The sequence below is a fragment of the Streptomyces sp. NPDC056580 genome, assembly GCF_042793175.1.
In the GTDB taxonomy this organism is placed as follows: Bacteria; Actinomycetota; Actinomycetes; order Streptomycetales; family Streptomycetaceae; genus Streptomyces.
Genome location: NZ_JBHTVE010000009.1, coordinates 409,047 through 426,174, shown reverse-complemented (window position 1 = coordinate 426,174; position 17,128 = coordinate 409,047). Strand labels below are relative to the sequence as shown.

Sequence of the window (17,128 nt, the reverse complement as noted above, 5' to 3'; positions counted from 1 at the left end):
ACCCTCTCGGGCTTTCCTCCGGGCGCTTCCCTTCGTTCTTGCGTTTCCGACTCTATCAGATCTTTTCTCGACCCGATTTCCTCGGCGCTTTCCAGGTTCCCGCTTCCGCGTTTCCCTTTCCGGCGGCTCCGACTTTATCAGAACTTCTGAGCCGGATTTCCCACCCGATCCGTGGCAACCGTCGTCCAGCGCATGAAGCACTGGGGGTTCCCCTCGGGCGGAGCCGTAAACGTACTGGAGCGGGGCGCCCCGATGCAAATCGAGGCGCCCCGCTCCGAGTTCACGCAGCCGGCGTGTCAGACCTCCACGACGACCGGGAGGATCATCGGCCTGCGGCGATAGGTGTCCGAGACCCACTTGCCGAGGGTGCGGCGGATCAGCTGCTGCAGCTGGTGCGGCTCCACGACGCCGTCCTGGGCTGAGCGCTCCAGGGCTTCGTTGATCTTCGGGACGACGCCGGTGAAGGCGGAGTCCTCGATGCCGGAACCGCGGGCCTGGATGTGCGGGCCGCCCGTGATCTTGCCGGTGGACGAGTCCACGACCACGAAGACCGAGATGATGCCCTCGTCACCGAGGATCTTGCGGTCCTTCAGGGCCGGCTCGCCCACGTCGCCGACGGAGAGGCCGTCGACGTAGACGTATCCGGCCTGGACCTTGCCGGAGATCCTGGCCTTGCCCTCGACCAGGTCGACGACCACCCCGTCCTCGGCGATGACGATCCGGTCGTGCGGGACGCCGGTCATCGCGCCGAGCTCGGCGTTGGCGCGCAGGTGGCGCCATTCGCCGTGGACCGGCATCAGGTTCCGCGGGCGGCAGATGTTGTAGAAGTACAGCAGCTCGCCGGCGGAGGCGTGGCCGGAGACGTGCACCTTGGCGTTGCCCTTGTGGACGACGTTGGCGCCCCAGCGGGTCAGGCCGTTGATCACCCGGTAGACCGCGTTCTCGTTCCCGGGGATCAGGGACGAGGCCAGGATGACCGTGTCGCCCTCGACGATCCGGATCTGGTGGTCCCGGTTCGCCATCCTGGAGAGCGCGGCCATCGGCTCGCCCTGGGAGCCGGTGCAGACCAGGACCACCTCGTGGTCCGGGAGGTCGTCGAGCGTCCTGACGTCCACGACCAGGCCCGGCGGGACCTTCAGGTAGCCGAGGTCGCGGGCGATGCCCATGTTGCGGACCATCGAGCGGCCGACGAAGGCGACCCGGCGGCCGTACTCCTGGGCCGCGTCCAGGATCTGCTGGATGCGGTGGACGTGGCTCGCGAAGCTCGCCACGATGATCCGCTTGCGCGCTCCGGCGAAGACCTGGCGCAGGACGTTGGAGATGTCCCGCTCGTGCGGGGTGAAGCCGGGGACCTCGGCGTTCGTGGAGTCGGTGAGCAGGAGGTCGATGCCCTCCTCGCTGAGCCGGGCGAACGCGTGCAGGTCGGTGAGCCGGTTGTCCAGCGGGAGCTGGTCCATCTTGAAGTCGCCGGTGTGCACGACCATGCCGGCGGGCGTGCGGATGGCGACCGCCAGGGCGTCCGGAATGGAGTGGTTGACCGCGATGAACTCGCAGTCGAACGGGCCGATGCGCTCGCGGTTCCCCTCCGCCACCTCAAGGGTGTACGGGCGGATCCGGTGCTCCTGGAGCTTGGCCTCGATGAGGGCGAGGGTCAGCTTGGAGCCGATCAGCGGGATGTCCGGCTTCTCGCGGAGCAGGAAGGGGACGCCGCCGATGTGGTCCTCGTGGCCGTGGGTGAGGACGATGCCCTCGATGTCGTCGAGACGGTCCCGGATGGAGGAGAAGTCCGGCAGGATCAGGTCGATTCCGGGCTGCTCCTCCTCGGGGAAGAGCACTCCGCAGTCGACGATCAGCAGGCGGCCGCCGTATTCGAAGACCGTCATGTTGCGGCCGATCTCGCCGAGACCGCCGAGCGGGGTGACGCGCAGGCCGCCCTCGGGGAGCGGCGAGGGCGGTCCGAGTTCAGGATGCGGATGACTCAAAAGACTCTCCTCACCACGCGCGCCACGTACCGGTCGGGCACGTGGCGCGCATGACGTTCGTGCAGAAGCAGTTGTCGTTGTGGGGTGCGGGCACCGGTGGCCCGCTATGCGGTTGTGGATTCAGTTGTGAAGCTCGGGTGATGCCAAGTCTGTTGTCAGAGCTGTACCCCGCCGGCAGCAAGATCGATCTTGAGCTGGGCGATCTCCTCGGGTGAACACTCGACCATGGGGGCCCGCAGGGGCCCTGCGGGCAGGCCCTGGAGGGCGAGCGCGGCCTTGGTGGTCATGACGCCCTGGGTGCGGAACATGCCGGTGTACACCGGGAGGAGCTTCTGGTGGATCTCCGTGGCCTTGACGACGTCGCCCGAGGTGTACGCGTCCACGAGGGCGCGCAGGTCGGGGGTGACGACGTGGCCGACGACGGAGACGAAGCCGACCGCGCCCACCGAGAGCAGCGGCAGGTTCAGCATGTCGTCACCGGAGTACCAGGCGAGGCCGGACTGCGCGATGGCCCAGCCGGCGCGGCCGAGGTCGCCCTTGGCGTCCTTGTTGGCGACGATCCGCGGGTGCTCCGCCAGGCGGACCAGGGTCTCCGTGTTGATGGGGACCCCGCTGCGGCCGGGGATGTCGTAGAGCATGACCGGCAGCCCGGTGGTGTCCGCGACGGCCGTGAAGTGCCGGTACAGGCCCTCCTGCGGGGGCTTGTTGTAGTACGGCGTGACGACCAGCAGGCCGTGCGCGCCGGCGCGCTCCGCCTCGCGGGCCAGCTCGATGCTGTGGCGGGTGTCGTTGGTGCCGACTCCGGCCACGACGTGGGCGCGGTCGCCGACCGCCTCCGCCACGGCCCGTACGAGATCCGATTTCTCCGCGTCACTGGTGGTGGGGGACTCGCCGGTGGTGCCGTTGATGATCAGGCCGTCGTTGCCTGCGTCCACCAGGTGGGCGGCGAGCCGCTGCGCGCCGTCGAGGTCGAGTGCGCCGTCCGCCGTGAAGGGCGTGACCATGGCGGTGAGGACCCGCCCGAAGGGGGTCTGCGGAGTCGAGGTCGGAGCCATGGGTACCACGCTACTCGGTGCTCCGGGCGTGGTCTGCCCGTGGGGTGCCGGGTAAGTCAGGACAAATAAGGAGCCCGGCACTGCCTGCTCGGGGGTTCAAGCAGTGCCGGGTCCGTTCGATCAGGCTAGATGAACTTCTCGGAATGCCGCAATACGGACACTTCGCCCGGCTGATCCGTACATCCGTTCCGCGCGTGGGAACAGGGCTTCGTCAGGGGGCCACGCGCCCGTTCGCGTTGAAGGCGGCGTACGTGAGCGGCATGAGCTCGGCCCACCGCGCCTCCATCTGCTCACCGACCATCTCGATCTCCCGCTGCGGGAAGGACGGCACCTTCGCCAGCTCGTGCTGGGTGCGCAGCCCGAGGAAGTGCATCAGGGAGCGGGCGTTGCAGGTGGCGTACATGGAGGAGAAGAGGCCGACGGGCAGGGCGGCGCGGGCCACCTCGCGGGCGACGCCCTCGGCGAGCAGCTTCTGGTAGGCCGCGTACGCCTGCTCGTAGGACTCCTCGAGGGTGCCGCGCACGGTCTCCTGCTGGGCCGGGGTGCCCTCGACGAAGACGTACTTGCCGGGGCGGCCCTGCTGGACCAGCTTGCGGTCCTCGCCGGGGACGTAGAAGACCGGCTGGAGCTCCCGGTAGCGGCCCGACTCCTCGTTGTACGACCAGCCGACCCGGTGACGCATGAACTCGCGGAAGACGAAGATCGGGGCGCTGATGAAGAAGGTCATCGAGTTGTGCTCGAACGGGCTGCCGTGCCGGTCCCGCATCAGGTAGTTGATGAGGCCCTTGGAGCGCTCAGGGTCCTTCTTCAGCTCGTCCAGCGACTGCTCGCCGACGGTGGAGACGCGGGCGGCGAAGAGGACATCGGCGTCCGACGCGCTGGACTTCACCAGCTCGACGGTGACATCGCTGCGGAAAGTGAGCGACTCGGGGGTGGTCACGGGGGTCCTTCCCATCACTTCTTGAGGTTCGCGCCCACTGTACGGGGCACCCCTGACAGTCCCGAACAGTGACCTTGCCATGGATTTTTTCGGACATGGGCACCTTTTGTGCCACTCGAGCGTCTGTAGCGGTGAGGCCTGACCGTTCGATCCCCTAAGGAGCTGGACCCGCGATGTTCCGTCGGCGTGAGCCCGTACCCTTCGCCTTCCTGGCCGAGGCGGACAGGTTCCGCAGCAATGTCACTCCCCCGCCCCGGGAGCGGGCGTCGCTCGGCGAGCTGGCCGGGCGCTGGCTGCTGGGCCTGACCCTCGTCGCCGCGCTCGTCGGCGCCCTCGTCCTCGGGATGCCGGCGCTGTCGACGCCGTCCAGTACGCCGGCCCAGCAGTCCCAGGCCTCGCAGGGGCACACTCAGGGGCACTGACCCTTCCGGCCGCCCAAGGGTGGTGGGCGCGAACCCGGCCGGATAGCCTCACCGGGCACAGCCCAGCAAGGATCGAGTGAGGACCAGCCGTGCCCCTGCCCTTCCTGACGGCCGACCGCTCCTTCGACGCGGCCTCCGAGAGCCCGCTGCCGTACGACGACCGGGACCGCTGGCGGCGGCCCTACCGGCCGGGTCCCTGGCGGGTCGCCGGCGCCGCGCTGGGGCTGCTGCTCTCCTCGTTCGTGCTGTTCGGGGCGGTGCTCATCGCCCTGACCGACTCGGTGTCCGCCGCGGGCCTGGTGCTCACCCTGGCGCTGGCCGTCATCGCCTGCGCCCTGCGCGTGCTGCGCATGGGTGTGTGGGTGAGTCCGCGCGGGCTGCGCCAGGTGGGCTTCCTGGTGACGCGTACGGTGCCCTGGCCCCGGGTGATCGCGGTGCGCACGGCGCAGCAGCCGGTGCGCTGGCTGGGGCTGCCGCGCACCGTGCAGGGCCAGGCGCTGACGCTCGTGCGCAAGGACCGGCCCGTCGAGGACACGCCACCGCTGCTGACCACGCACGGCCTGGACTTCCTGCACCGGCCCGCGGCCTTCGACCGGGCGGCCGACACGGTGGAGGCGTGGGCCGCGGAGCACCGGCGCGCCTGACCGCCCCGGGAACACGAAGGAGGGGACGGACCGCGTGCGGCGCGGTCCGTCCCCTCCTTCGTGTTCCTCGTGCTCCCCGGGCCGGCCGGCCCGGCCCGGATCAGACCTGGACGGGTCTGCCGTCGTGCAGGGCGATGGCCCGCTGCATCGCCTTGCGGGCGCGCGGGGTGTCGCGGGCGTCGTGGTAGGCGACGGCGAGCCGGAACCAGCTTCGCCAGTCGTCGGGGGCGGCCTCCGTCTCGGCCTTGCGCCGGGCGAAGACCTCGTCCGCCGACTCGCGGTCGATGCGGCCGCTGGGCAGCCGCCTCAGCTCGTCGACGGGCAGCCCGCCCTCGGCCTCGAGTTCGGCGGCGAGCTGGTTGGCCCTGCGGACGAACTGGGTGTTCTTCCACAGGAACCACAGGCCGATGACAGGCAGGATCAGCACCGCCACACCGAAGGTGACGGTGACGAGCGTGCCGGTCTGGATGAGCATCACGCCGCGGCTGCCGACCAGGACGAAGTAGAAGACCAGGACGGCGGCCGTGACGAGGTAGGTGATCTTCGCGCGCATGACGTGTTCGGGCTCAGCTCAGGTCGAGGAAGTGTTCCAGGCCGAAGGTGAGGCCCGGGGTCGACACCACGCGGCGGACGCCGAGCAGGATGCCCGGCATGAAGCTGCTGTGGTGCAGGGAGTCGTGGCGGATGGTGAGGGTCTCGCCCTCGGCGCCGAGCAGCACCTCCTGGTGGGCCAGCAGGCCGCGCAGCCGGACGGAGTGCACGGGGACGCCCTCGACGTCGGCGCCACGGGCGCCGTCCAGGGCGGTGACGGTGGCGTCCGGCGCCGGCGCCGAACCGGCCCGGCGGCGTGCCTCGGCGATGAGCTGGGCCGTGCGCGCGGCGGTCCCGGAGGGGGCGTCCACCTTGTTCGGGTGGTGCAGCTCGACGACCTCGACGGACTCGAAGTACGGGGCGGCGAGCTGCGCGAACTTCATGGTGAGCACGGCGCCGATGGAGAAGTTCGGCGCGATGAGCACACCCGTCTCCGGGGACTGGTCGAGCCAGCCCGTGAGCTGCGCGAGGCGGTCCTCGGTCCAGCCCGTCGTACCGACGACCGCGTGGATGCCGTGGCGCACGCAGAAGTCGAGGTTGCCCATGACGGAGCCGGGGGTGGTCAGTTCGACGGCGACCTGGGCGCCGGTCTCCGCCAGGGTCTCCAGCTTGTCGCCCCGGCCGAGGGCGGCGACCAGCTCCATGTCCTCGGCGGCCTCGACCGCCCGTACCGCCTCGGACCCGATCCGGCCCTTGGCGCCGAGTACCGCCACGCGCAGCTTGCTCATCTGTTGCTTCCTTACCGGAGGTGATTAGGCGACGGCGTCGTGCAGCCGCGCGGCCTGCTTGTCCTTGAGCGGGCCGATGACCGACAGCGAAGGGCGTTGTCCGAGGATGTCCTGGGCGACCGACCGGACCTCGTCCGGGGTGACCGCGGCTATCTTCGCCAGCATGTCGTCGACGGACATCTGCTCGCCCCAGCACAGCTCGCTCTTGCCGATGCGGTTCATCAGCGCGCCGGTGTCCTCCAGGCCCAGCACGGTGGAGCCCTGGAGCTGGCCGATGGCACGGGCGATCTCGTCGTCGGAGAGGCCGTTCTGCGCGACGTGGTCGAGTTCGTCCCGGCAGATCCTGAGCACGTCGTGCACCTGGCTGGGCCGGCAGCCGGCGTACACGCCGAACAGGCCGCAGTCGGCGAAGCCGGAGGTGTACGAGTACACGCTGTAGGCGAGGCCGCGCTTCTCCCGGACCTCCTGGAAGAGGCGGGAGGACATGCCGCCGCCGAGGGCGGTGTTGAGCACGCCCATGGCCCAGCGGCGGTCGTCCGGGCGGGCGAGGCCCGGCATGCCGAGGACCACGTGCGCCTGCTCGGTCTTGCGGGCGAGCAGTTCCACCTTGCCGGTCGCGCGGATGGCGCGGCGGCCGTCGCGCGGGGCGATGGGCTGCGCGCCGGGGTCCTTGAAGGCGTTCGCCTTCTCGAAGGCGGCGCGGACCTGGCGTACGACCTTGTTGTGGTCGATGTTGCCGGCGCAGGCGACCACGAGGTGGGTGGGGTCGTAGTGCTTCTTGTAGAAGCGGCGGATGCGGTCGGCGGTGAGGGCGTTGACCGTGTCGACGGTGCCGAGGACCGGGCGGCCGAGGGCGGTGTCGCCGAACATGGTGTGCGCGAACAGGTCGTGCACGCAGTCGCCCGGGTCGTCCTCGGTCATCGCGATCTCTTCGAGGATGGCGCCGCGCTCTACGTTGACGTCCTCCTCGAGGATCAGTGAGCCGGTGAGCATGTCGCAGACGACGTCGATGGCGAGCGGCAGGTCGGTGTCGAGCACGCGCGCGTAGTAGCACGTGTACTCCTTGGCCGTGAACGCGTTCATCTCGCCGCCGACGGCGTCGACGGCGGCGGAGATGTCCAGCGCGCTGCGCTTGGCGGTGCCCTTGAAGAGCAGGTGCTCCAGGTAGTGCGTGGCGCCGTTCAGCGACGGGGTCTCGTCGCGGGAGCCGACGTGCGCCCAGATGCCGAAGGTGGCCGAACGCACGGAGGGCAGGGTCTCGGTGACGACGCGCAGGCCGCCGGGGAGGGTGGTCTTGCGGACCGTGCCGATGCCGCCGGTGCCTTTGATGAGGGTTTGGGTACGGGCGACGGCCCGCGCCTCCGAAGAGATGCGGGCCGTCGCCTTGGAGCCACGGGACGTCACTGGTCGGCGTCGTCCTTCTTCGTCTCGCCATCGGCGGAGCCGCTGTCGGACTCGTTGTCCTCGCCCTCGATCACCGGAACGAGGGACAGCTTGCCGCGGGAGTCGATCTCGGCGATCTCGACCTGGACCTTCTGGCCCACACCGAGGACGTCCTCGACGTTCTCCACACGCTTGCCGCCGGCGAGCTTGCGGATCTGCGAGATGTGCAGCAGACCGTCCTTGCCGGGCAGCAGGGAGACGAACGCACCGAAGGTGGTCGTCTTGACGACCGTACCGAGGTAGCGCTCCCCGACCTCGGGCATCGTCGGGTTGGCGATGCCGTTGATCGTGGTGCGGGCGGCCTCGGCGGAGGGGCCGTCGGCCGCGCCGATGTAGATCGTGCCGTCGTCCTCGATGGTGATCTCGGCGCCGGTGTCCTCCTGGATCTGGTTGATCATCTTGCCCTTGGGGCCGATGACCTCGCCGATCTTGTCGACCGGGATCTTCACGGTGATGATCCGCGGCGCGTTCGGGGACATCTCGTCCGGCGTGTCGATCGCTTCCATCATCACGTCGAGGATGTGGAGGCGGGCGTCGCGGGCCTGCTTGAGGGCCGCGGCCAGGACGGAGGCGGGGATGCCGTCCAGCTTGGTGTCGAGCTGGAGGGCGGTCACGAACTCCTTGGTGCCGGCGACCTTGAAGTCCATGTCGCCGAAGGCGTCCTCCGCACCGAGGATGTCGGTGAGGGTGACGTAGTGCGTCTCGCCCTCGATCTCCTGGGAGATCAGGCCCATGGCGATACCGGCGACGGGGGCCTTCAGCGGCACACCGGCGTTCAGCAGCGACATGGTGGAGGCGCAGACCGAGCCCATGGACGTCGAGCCGTTGGAGCTCAGCGCCTCGGAGACCTGGCGGATCGCGTAGGGGAACTCCTCGCGCGCGGGCAGCACCGGCACGAGCGCGCGCTCGGCGAGGGCGCCGTGGCCGATCTCGCGGCGCTTGGGGGAGCCGACACGGCCGGTCTCGCCGGTGGAGTACGGCGGGAAGTTGTAGTTGTGCATGTAGCGCTTGCGGGTCACCGGGGAGAGGGTGTCCAGCTGCTGCTCCATGCGGAGCATGTTGAGGGTGGTGACGCCCAGGATCTGGGTCTCGCCACGCTCGAACACCGCGGAGCCGTGCACGCGGGGGATGGCCTCGACCTCGGCGGCCAGGGTGCGGATGTCGGTGACACCGCGGCCGTCGATGCGCTTCTTCTCCTTGATGACGCGCTCACGGACCAGGGCCTTGGTCAGGGCGCGGTACGCGGCGGAGATCTCCTTCTCGCGGCCCTCGAACTCCGGCAGGAGCTTCTCGGCGGCGAGGCCCTTGACGCGGTCCAGCTCGGCCTCGCGCTCCTGCTTGCCGGGGATGGTGAGCGCCTGGGCCAGCTCGGGGCGGACGGCGGCCGCGAGGGCCTCGAGGACGTCGTCCTGGTAGTCCAGGAAGATCGGGAACTCGGCGGTCGGCTTGGCGGCCTTGGCGGCGAGGTCGGCCTGGGCGCGGCACAGGACCTTGATGAAGGGCTTCGCGGCCTCCAGACCGGCGGCGACGACCTCCTCGGTCGGCGCCTCGGCGCCGCCCTCGACCAGCTTGATGGTCTTGTCGGTGGCCTCGGCCTCGACCATCATGATCGCGACGTCGCCGTCCTCCAGGACGCGGCCGGCGACCACCATGTCGAAGACGGCGTCCTCGAGTTCGGTGTGCGTCGGGAACGCGACCCACTGGCCGCGGATCAGCGCGACGCGGACGCCGCCGATCGGGCCGGAGAAGGGCAGGCCGGCCAGCTGGGTGGACGCGGACGCGGCGTTGATCGCGACGACGTCGTACAGGTGGTCGGGGTTGAGCGCCATGATCGTGGCGACGACCTGGATCTCGTTGCGCAGGCCCTTCTTGAAGGACGGGCGCAGCGGGCGGTCGATCAGGCGGCAGGTGAGGATGGCGTCCTCGGAGGGACGGCCCTCACGGCGGAAGAAGCTGCCGGGGATCTTGCCGGCGGCGTACATCCGCTCCTCGACGTCCACCGTGAGGGGGAAGAAGTCGAGCTGGTCCTTGGGGTTCTTGGAGGCGGTGGTGGCCGACAGCACCATGGTGTCGTCGTCCAGGTACGCCACGGCGGAGCCGGCGGCCTGCTTGGCCAGGCGGCCCGTCTCGAAGCGGATGGTGCGGGTGCCGAAGGCGCCGTTGTCGATGACGGCCTCGGCGTAGTGGGTCTCGTTCTCCACTAGCGTTTTCTCCTCGTCTTCGTCCCTGGCCGCCCGTGTGGCGGGGGGACGTTTGTGGAGGGCGCTCCGTCTGGTGCGGGCCGGTCTTCGATCGAAGCACCCGGGGCTCGTTCCCCCGGGGGCCACTACCGAGGACCGGCGGCGGCGAGGCGCGCTCCTCCTCGTTCTGTTTGGTACGGGTTGCGCCGTACGTGTTCCGTGTCGTGCGTAGTGCGTTGTCCTACCACACTACAAAGCAGGTGTGACACCGCGCACGTTTCCGCACGTACGGCAAAGGGAGCGGCCCCCGAGTCCTATCGGGAACCGCTCCCTTCACGGCGTCTTACTTGGCGCCCGCCGCACCGCGGCGGATGCCCAGACGGTCGACCAGCGCACGGAAGCGCTGGATGTCCTTCTTCGCCAGGTACTGCAGCAGGCGACGGCGCTGACCGACCAGGATCAGCAGACCACGGCGGGAGTGGTGGTCGTGCTTGTGGGCCTTGAGGTGCTCCGTCAGGTCGGAGATCCGACGGGAGAGCATGGCGACCTGGACCTCGGGGGAGCCGGTGTCACCCTCCTTGGTACCGAACTCGGAGATGATCTGCTTCTTCGTAGCGGCGTCGAGCGACACGCGTACTCCTCATAGTCTGTAAGTGCCATCGAGTGCCCCCGGTCCACTTCTCGGGGGAGCTTCCACGACTCGGGAGGCGGGGATCCGCTGGGCGCGGCCTCCAGGGCGGCAGGCGATGCCTGCGGTCGCTCCGGAGGTGCGTACACAAACGGCCGTCGACCAGGATACCAGGCAGGCGCGGGCCCCTTGTCCCGGGTGCCGGAACGCGACGGCCCGGGGGGCGGCCGCCACTAGGGTGAGCGTGCTGAGCGCAGTCACGTCGGGAAGGGGTCGCTTCGGGATGGCGGAGTCGGAAGCGGAGATGAAGGCACGCAAGGAGCGGGAGCGGGACGAGCTGTACGCGCTCGACATCTCGGAAGTCGAGTGGCACTGCGCGCCGGGCACCGAGGAGCACGAGGAGCGGGTCGAGATCGCGTACCTGCCGGCGGGCGCGGTGGCGATGCGCTCCTCCCTCGACCCGGGCACGGTCCTCAGGTACACGGAGGCGGAGTGGCGGGCCTTCGTCCTGGGCGCGCGCGACGGAGAGTTCGACCTGAAGCCGATGCCGCACAACGGCGGGCTCGCGGCCGGCTGAGCGCGGTACGGCGAAGGGCGGCACGCGCGCGTGCCGCCCTTTCCCCTGCCGTGGGTCCGTCTCGGCCGCTAGCTGGTCATGGCCCGGGCCTGTGCGTAGACGTCGAAGACGGCCAGCGCCAGCGGGATCAGGGTGAGCAGCACGAAGCTCTCGGCGATCTCCAGGAAGCGCCCCCAGAAGGGGGTGACGCCGCGCCGCGGGGTGATCAGGGCGATCGCGGTGACCAGGGCGATGGCCGCGCCGACCGCCGCGGCGAGCCAGACGCTGCGGATGTCCAGGGCGGTGGTGTCGCCCTGGAAGGCGTCGATGACGTAGTCGCGCGGCGGGTTGAGGGCGAGCCCGAGGCCGAGGAAGACGATCGCGGCCAGGCCGGCGGCCAGGGTGGCGCCGACCTGCTGGGTGTAGCGGAACAGGTGGGCCCGCATCAGCATCGCCACGCCGGTCGCGAGGGCCAGGAGCTGGGCCCAGATGTCGCTGGAGAAGCCTAGGACGATCGACGCGCCGACGGCGACGAGGGCGCAGCCGCCCACGAGGCCGACGAGGAGTTCGTGGCCGCGGCGGGCCTGGGCGGCCACCCGCTCGGCGTCCACGGGCTCCTGCGGGGCGGGTTCGCCGCCGCCGTAGCCGCCGCGGGACGGGTTGGGCGGCTCGAAGCCGATGGGCAGCCGGGCGAAGCGCATGGACAGACCCGGCAGGAAGGCCAGCGCCACGACGGACAGCGGGGCGCAGATCGCGGCCGTCTCGATGGGCCTCAGCTCGGCGAGGATCGCGACGAAGGTGGTGACCAGGCCGACGGCGGAGGCGAAGACGAACGCCACGAAGGGTCCGTCACCGCCCGGTGACACCAGGGTGAGCACCACGGCGGCGACGAGGACCGCCGCGCAGGCGAGCAGGAACTGCAGCCGTCCGATGCCCTCGCCGCCGGCGATCGGCAGCAGGCCCGAGCCGGCCACGGCGACGTTCGGCAGGGCGCCGAGTCCGAGCGCGACCGCGGAGCCCCGGTCGTCGTACACACGCGCGCGTACGCAGGCGATGCCGACGAGCAGGATGCCGGTGACGCCCGCCACGACGCCCTGCAGGCTGTGCATGTCGTGCCGGATCTGCGAGCTCCAGGCCACGAACGCGAGGAGCGCGGGCAGGATGCCGGCCGCGACCAGGCCGGCGGCCCGGGTGAGGTCGCCGCTCCACAGGGTGCGGTCGCGGGTGACGGCGGAGGCCACCGCCTCGGAGACGTCGTCGAGGACGGCGGGCGGCAGCGACTCGGCGAACGGGCGCAGGGTGAGCAGTTCGCCGTCGAGGATGCGCTGCGCGGTGAACGAGCGGGCGCCGTCCAGGACGGTGCCGTCGCGCCGTACGAGGTGGTAGCCGACCGGTGCGCCCTCCTCGGGGCTCTGCCGGGACAGGCGCAGGATCTCCGGGTACAGGTCGGCGACCGGTACGTCGTCGGGAAGTGCCACGTCGATGCGGCTGTCGGGCGCCACGATGGTGACCCGGCAGAAGCCGAAACCCATGCCCGCCCCGGAAGGGGCTCCGGTGCCCGGTCCGCCGGTTGCGCCGGCCGGCGCGGAGGCCGTCATGCTCACCTGCTGTTCCCCCTCGTCGGTGGTGCGGCGGCCCCGCGGTGCCACCGCGCACCCTTCCGCCCGTAAAGATGCTGTGTAGGTTGAGCCGCGCCTTCCGTTCCGTCGCCCGACCGCGGGGTCGCGTCCGGGGTTCGCGGGTCGGCGCTCGCTTCGAACCGTTGCGGATTGCCCGGGTTTTCCCGGAACGATTCGCAACTGCTCACGCGTCTCACCGGCACCCTACCGCCCGCCGTTGTCCGTGGTTGTCAGTAGGATCGCGCATCGCGGTCGACGTCCGCCTGACACGGGGCGGCGGACGAAACATCTCGGTCCGGCAAGGGAATTGGTGCGTAGTGAGCCACATCGTCGTCAAGCGCCCGCCACGGGCGCTGCCGAAGGAAGTGCCCACGGACGAGGTCGTACTGCAGGCGCCGCCGGAGCTTCCGCGCGGGCAGCAGGAGGGCGCGCTGATGCAGCTCCTGCCCATGCTCGGCATGGGCGGGTCGGTGGTGTTCTTCTTCAACCCCCAGGCCCAGCCGTTCATGAAGATCATGGGCCTGGTGATGGTGGCGTCCACGATCGGCATGGGCATCTCCATGCTCATCCGCTACCGGCGCGGCAGCCAGGGGCAGATGGCCGACATGCGCCGCGACTACCTCCGTTACCTGTCGCAGACCCGGCGCGCGGCCCTGGACACCGCGAAGGCGCAGCGCGACGCCCAGTACTACCTGCACCCTTCACCCGAGCAACTGTGGGCGCTGGTGGCCGAGGGCAGCCGGGTGTGGGAACGGCGCACCGGTGACGAGGACTTCGGGCAGGTCCGGGTGGGTCTCGGCCCGCAGGCGCTGGCAACTCCCCTGATTCCGCCGCAGACCGCCCCGGTCGACGAGCTGGAGCCGCTGACCGCGGGCGCCATGCAGCGCTTCCTCGCCACGCACAGCGCCCTCGACGACCTGCCGATGGCGGTGTCCCTGCGGGCCTTCTACCACGTGACGATCAGCGGCGAGCCGGGCGCCGTGCGCGGCACCGCCCGTGCCGTCGCCGGCTCCCTGGCCGCCCTGCACTCCCCCGAGGACCTGGTCATCGCCGTCGTCACCGGCCGGGAGTCGGCGCCCGAGTGGGAGTGGGCCAAGTGGCTGCCGCACGCCCAGGCCCCGGGCCTGACCGACGGCGCCGGCAGCATGCGCCTGATCACCACCAGCCCGGTGGACCTGGAGGAACGGCTCGCCTCCCACCTCCAGGGCCGCCCCCGCTTCCACCCCGGCGGGCCGCCGGTCGCCGAGCAGCCGCACGTGGTGGTCGTGCTCGACGGCGTCTCGCTGCCGCCCACGTCGCTGCTGGCCGGCCCCGAGGGCCTGCAGGGCGTGACCGTCCTGGAGGTCGTGCCCGGCGACCTCACCATCGGCCGCGGCGACCTCTCCGTCGTGGCGCACCCCGGGGAACTGCGCCTGGAGTCGGGGCACGGCATGGTCTACGAGGGGACGCCGGACGTCCTGTCGTACGAGGCCGCCGAGGCCCTGGCCCGCCAGCTCGCGCCGCTGCGGATGGGCTCGGGCGGTGACGACGACGAACCGCTGCTCGCCAACCTGGAGTTCACCGACCTGCTGAACCTGGGCGACGCGGCCTCGGTCGACCCCAAGCGGACCTGGCGGCCGCGCTCGCAGTCGGAGCGGCTGCGCGTGCCGATCGGTCTCGGCGAGGACGGCCGGCCCGTGATGCTCGACCTGAAGGAGGCGGCGCAGGAGGGCATGGGCCCGCACGGCCTGTGCGTCGGTGCGACCGGTTCCGGCAAGTCGGAGCTGCTGCGCACGCTGGTGCTCGGCCTCGCGGTGACCCACTCCTCGGAGACGCTGAACTTCGTCCTCGCCGACTTCAAGGGCGGTGCCACCTTCGCCGGCATGGCCCAACTGCCGCACGTGGCCGCCGTGATCACCAACCTCGCGGACGACCTGACCCTGGTCGACCGCATGGGCGACTCGATCCGCGGTGAGCTCAACCGCCGCCAGGAGATGCTCCGCGACGCGGGCAACTACGCGAACATCCACGACTACGAGAAGGCGCGCGCGGCGGGCGCTCCGCTGCAGCCGATCCCGTCGCTCGTCCTGGTGATCGACGAGTTCAGCGAACTGCTCACCGCCAAGCCCGACTTCATCGAGATGTTCGTGCAGATCGGCCGCATCGGCCGGTCGCTCGGCGTGCACCTGCTGCTGGCCTCGCAGCGCCTGGAGGAGGGCCGTCTGCGGGGCCTGGAGACGTATCTGTCGTACCGCATCGGCCTGCGGACGTTCTCGGCGGCCGAGTCCCGCGCGGCGCTGGGCGTCCCGGACGCCTACGAGCTGCCGAACGTGCCGGGTTCCGGCTTCCTGAAGTTCGGCACCGACGAGATGGTCCGCTTCAAGGCGGCGTACGTCTCCGGCGTGTACCGCACCAGCTCGCAGCAGGCCGCGGCCCTCGGCGGCCCGCTGCCCGTCGACCGCAGGCCGGTGCTGTTCACCGCGGCCGAGGTGCCGGTGCGGTACGCGCCGGTCCCGCAGCAGCGCCAGGAGACGCCCGAGAAGCAGCAGGACGACGCGCTCGCCGACACCGTGCTCGACGTGATCGTGCGGCGTCTGGAGGCGCAGGGCCCGGGCGCCCACCAGGTGTGGCTGCCCCCGCTGGACAGCCCGCCGTCGCTGGACGCGCTGCTTCCCGGGCTGGCCCCGGTGCCCGGCCGCGGCATGACCCAGCCGGGTTACGAGGGCGCGGGCCGGCTCGTCATCCCGGTCGGCCTCGTCGACAAGCCGTACGAGCAGCGGCGCGACCCGCTGTGGACGGACTTCGGCGGCGCGGCCGGCCACATGCAGATCATCGGCGGCCCGCAGTCCGGCAAGTCGACGCTGCTGCGCTCGATCATCGCGTCGTTCGCGCTCACCCACACCCCCCAGGAAGTGCAGTTCTACGGCCTGGACTTCGGCGGCGGCGGCATGTCCGCGGTGGCCGGGCTGCCGCACGTGGGCGGCGTGGCCTCCCGGCTGGACCCGGAGAAGGTCCGGCGTACGGCGGCCGAGGTGTACGGCGTGATGACCCGCCGCGAGGAGTACTTCCGCGCCAGCGGGATCTCCTCCATCGCGGAGTTCCGCTCCCGTCGCGCGCGCGGTGACATCTCCGTGACCGACCAGCCCTGGGGCGACGTCTTCCTGGTCATCGACGGCTGGGGCAACTTCCGCACCGACTACGAGGCGCTGGAGCCGCTGGTCCTGGACATCGCCGCGCGCGGTCTGGGCTACGGCATCCACCTCGTCCTCACCGCGTCGCGTTCGATGGAGGTCCGCTCCAACCTCAAGGACCACCTGATGAACCGCCTCGAACTGCGGCTCGGCGACCCGATGGACTCCGAGTTCGACCGGAAGGTCGCGGCGAACGTGCCCACCGGTGTGCCGGGGCGTGGCCAGACCCCGCAGAAGCAGCACTTCATGGCGGCGGTCCCGCGGATCGACGGGCTCTCCTCCGACACGGACCTCGCGGAGGCGACGACCGCCCTCGCGGCCGAGGTCACCCGCCACTGGCAGGAGCCCGGCGCGCCGGAGGTGCGGCTGCTGCCCCGCGAGTTCCCGGCTGCCCAGCTTCCCCCGGGCGACCGCTTCCCGCAGCGCGGCGTCTCCTTCGCGCTGGACGAGGACAACCTCGAGCCGGTGTTCGTGGACTTCGAGCAGGACCCGTTCTTCCTGGTGTTCGGCGAGAGCGAGTCCGGCAAGTCGAACCTGCTGAAGCTGCTGATCAAGCGCCTCACCGAGCGCTACGACGGCAACACCTGCAAGCTGTTCGTCGTCGACAACCGCCGCTCGCTGCTGGGCGTGACCCCGCCGTCCCACCTGGCGGAGTACATCCCCATGTCGAACCAGATGCAGCACCACATGGACGCGCTGGCCGACCTGATGCAGCGCCGCACCCCGACGGCCGACGTGACCCCGGAGCAGCTCCGCAACCGGAGCTGGTGGCGGGGGCCCACGGTGTACGTCGTCATCGACGACTACGACCTGGTGTCCACGTCGAGCGGCAACCCGCTGTCGGGCCTGACGGAACTGCTCCCGTTCGCCCGCGACGTCGGCGTCCGCTTCATCATCGCCCGCTCCACGGCGGGCGCGGGCCGCGCCGCCTACGAGTCCTTCATGCAGCGCATCAAGGAACTCGGCGCCCAGGGCGTCGTCCTCGCGGGCGACCCGGCCGAGGGCGACCTGTTGGGCGGCGTACGGCCGCGCCCGATGCCGGCGGGCCGGGGCATCTTCGTGTCGCGCAAGCGGGGGAAGCCGATGGTGCAGGTGGGGCAGGTGGCGGACGAGGTGGACTGAGCCGGGGCAGTGCGCACGGGCGGCACGGGCCCGCCCGTGCCCCTCAGA

13 protein-coding genes are annotated in these 17,128 nt (G+C 70.8%); 4 read left to right on the top strand and 9 right to left on the bottom strand.

The features are described from left to right. Positions 1-296: 296 nt before the first annotated feature. The 3 genes from ACFQ9Z_RS22635 to thyX all read right to left on the bottom strand — a co-directional run bounded on the left by ACFQ9Z_RS22635 (position 297) and on the right by thyX (position 3,992). Complete coding sequence (locus ACFQ9Z_RS22635; RefSeq protein WP_383021331.1) at positions 297-1,982, bottom strand: ribonuclease J; 1,686 nt, start codon at positions 1,980-1,982, stop codon at positions 297-299. A 155-nt stretch (positions 1,983-2,137) separates the two neighbouring features. Beyond that, positions 2,138-3,037, bottom strand: coding sequence for a 4-hydroxy-tetrahydrodipicolinate synthase (gene dapA, locus ACFQ9Z_RS22630; RefSeq protein ID WP_383021328.1), 900 nt, complete (start codon positions 3,035-3,037; stop codon positions 2,138-2,140). Between the two features lie 211 nt (positions 3,038-3,248). Next, the gene (thyX, locus tag ACFQ9Z_RS22625; RefSeq protein WP_143640151.1) at positions 3,249-3,992 is read right to left on the bottom strand and encodes an FAD-dependent thymidylate synthase; all 744 of its coding nucleotides are present in this window, start codon (positions 3,990-3,992) and stop codon (positions 3,249-3,251) included. A gap of 158 nt (positions 3,993-4,150) precedes the next feature. On the opposite strand from thyX, the gene ACFQ9Z_RS22620 reads away from it, so the two are divergent. Together ACFQ9Z_RS22620 and ACFQ9Z_RS22615 are read left to right on the top strand one after the other, a co-directional pair. Next, entirely contained in the window at positions 4,151-4,399 is a 249-nt protein-coding gene (locus ACFQ9Z_RS22620) for a hypothetical protein (RefSeq protein WP_383021321.1), read from the top strand. Positions 4,400-4,488: 89 nt separating this feature from the next. Continuing rightward, on the top strand, positions 4,489-5,043 hold the full coding sequence (locus tag ACFQ9Z_RS22615) for a hypothetical protein (RefSeq protein WP_383021314.1): 555 nt from the start codon (positions 4,489-4,491) through the stop codon (positions 5,041-5,043). Between the two features lie 100 nt (positions 5,044-5,143). Here ACFQ9Z_RS22615 and ACFQ9Z_RS22610 read toward each other — a convergent pair whose 3' ends face one another. The 5 genes from ACFQ9Z_RS22610 to rpsO all read right to left on the bottom strand — a co-directional run bounded on the left by ACFQ9Z_RS22610 (position 5,144) and on the right by rpsO (position 10,616). Next, positions 5,144-5,596, bottom strand: coding sequence for a hypothetical protein (locus ACFQ9Z_RS22610; RefSeq protein WP_383021310.1), 453 nt, complete (start codon positions 5,594-5,596; stop codon positions 5,144-5,146). 13 nt (positions 5,597-5,609) lie between these two features. Then, positions 5,610-6,362, bottom strand: coding sequence for a 4-hydroxy-tetrahydrodipicolinate reductase (gene dapB, locus ACFQ9Z_RS22605; protein ID WP_383021305.1), 753 nt, complete (start codon positions 6,360-6,362; stop codon positions 5,610-5,612). A gap of 24 nt (positions 6,363-6,386) precedes the next feature. After that, positions 6,387-7,766, bottom strand: coding sequence for a M16 family metallopeptidase (locus ACFQ9Z_RS22600; protein ID WP_383021302.1), 1,380 nt, complete (start codon positions 7,764-7,766; stop codon positions 6,387-6,389). After that, entirely contained in the window at positions 7,763-10,006 is a 2,244-nt protein-coding gene (locus ACFQ9Z_RS22595) for a polyribonucleotide nucleotidyltransferase (protein WP_383021299.1), read from the bottom strand. Before ACFQ9Z_RS22595 ends, ACFQ9Z_RS22600 begins: the two co-directional genes overlap by 4 nt. Positions 10,007-10,328: 322 nt before the next feature. After that, on the bottom strand, positions 10,329-10,616 hold the full coding sequence (rpsO, locus tag ACFQ9Z_RS22590; protein ID WP_143640166.1) for a 30S ribosomal protein S15: 288 nt from the start codon (positions 10,614-10,616) through the stop codon (positions 10,329-10,331). 280 nt (positions 10,617-10,896) lie between these two features. On the opposite strand from rpsO, the gene ACFQ9Z_RS22585 reads away from it, so the two are divergent. Beyond that, positions 10,897-11,190 (top strand): DUF397 domain-containing protein, encoded by a 294-nt coding sequence (locus tag ACFQ9Z_RS22585; RefSeq protein WP_383021291.1) that lies wholly within the window; start codon positions 10,897-10,899, stop codon positions 11,188-11,190. 68 nt (positions 11,191-11,258) lie between these two features. Here the strand turns inward: ACFQ9Z_RS22585 and eccD are convergent, their stop codons facing one another. Next, positions 11,259-12,767, bottom strand: coding sequence for a type VII secretion integral membrane protein EccD (eccD, locus tag ACFQ9Z_RS22580; RefSeq protein WP_383021412.1), 1,509 nt, complete (start codon positions 12,765-12,767; stop codon positions 11,259-11,261). A gap of 338 nt (positions 12,768-13,105) precedes the next feature. On the opposite strand from eccD, the gene eccCa reads away from it, so the two are divergent. Beyond that, positions 13,106-17,080 carry a type VII secretion protein EccCa gene (eccCa, locus tag ACFQ9Z_RS22575; protein WP_383021285.1) on the top strand — a complete coding sequence of 1,325 codons (3,975 nt, stop codon included), beginning with the start codon at positions 13,106-13,108 and terminating at the stop codon, positions 17,078-17,080. Positions 17,081-17,128 lie beyond the last annotated feature (48 nt).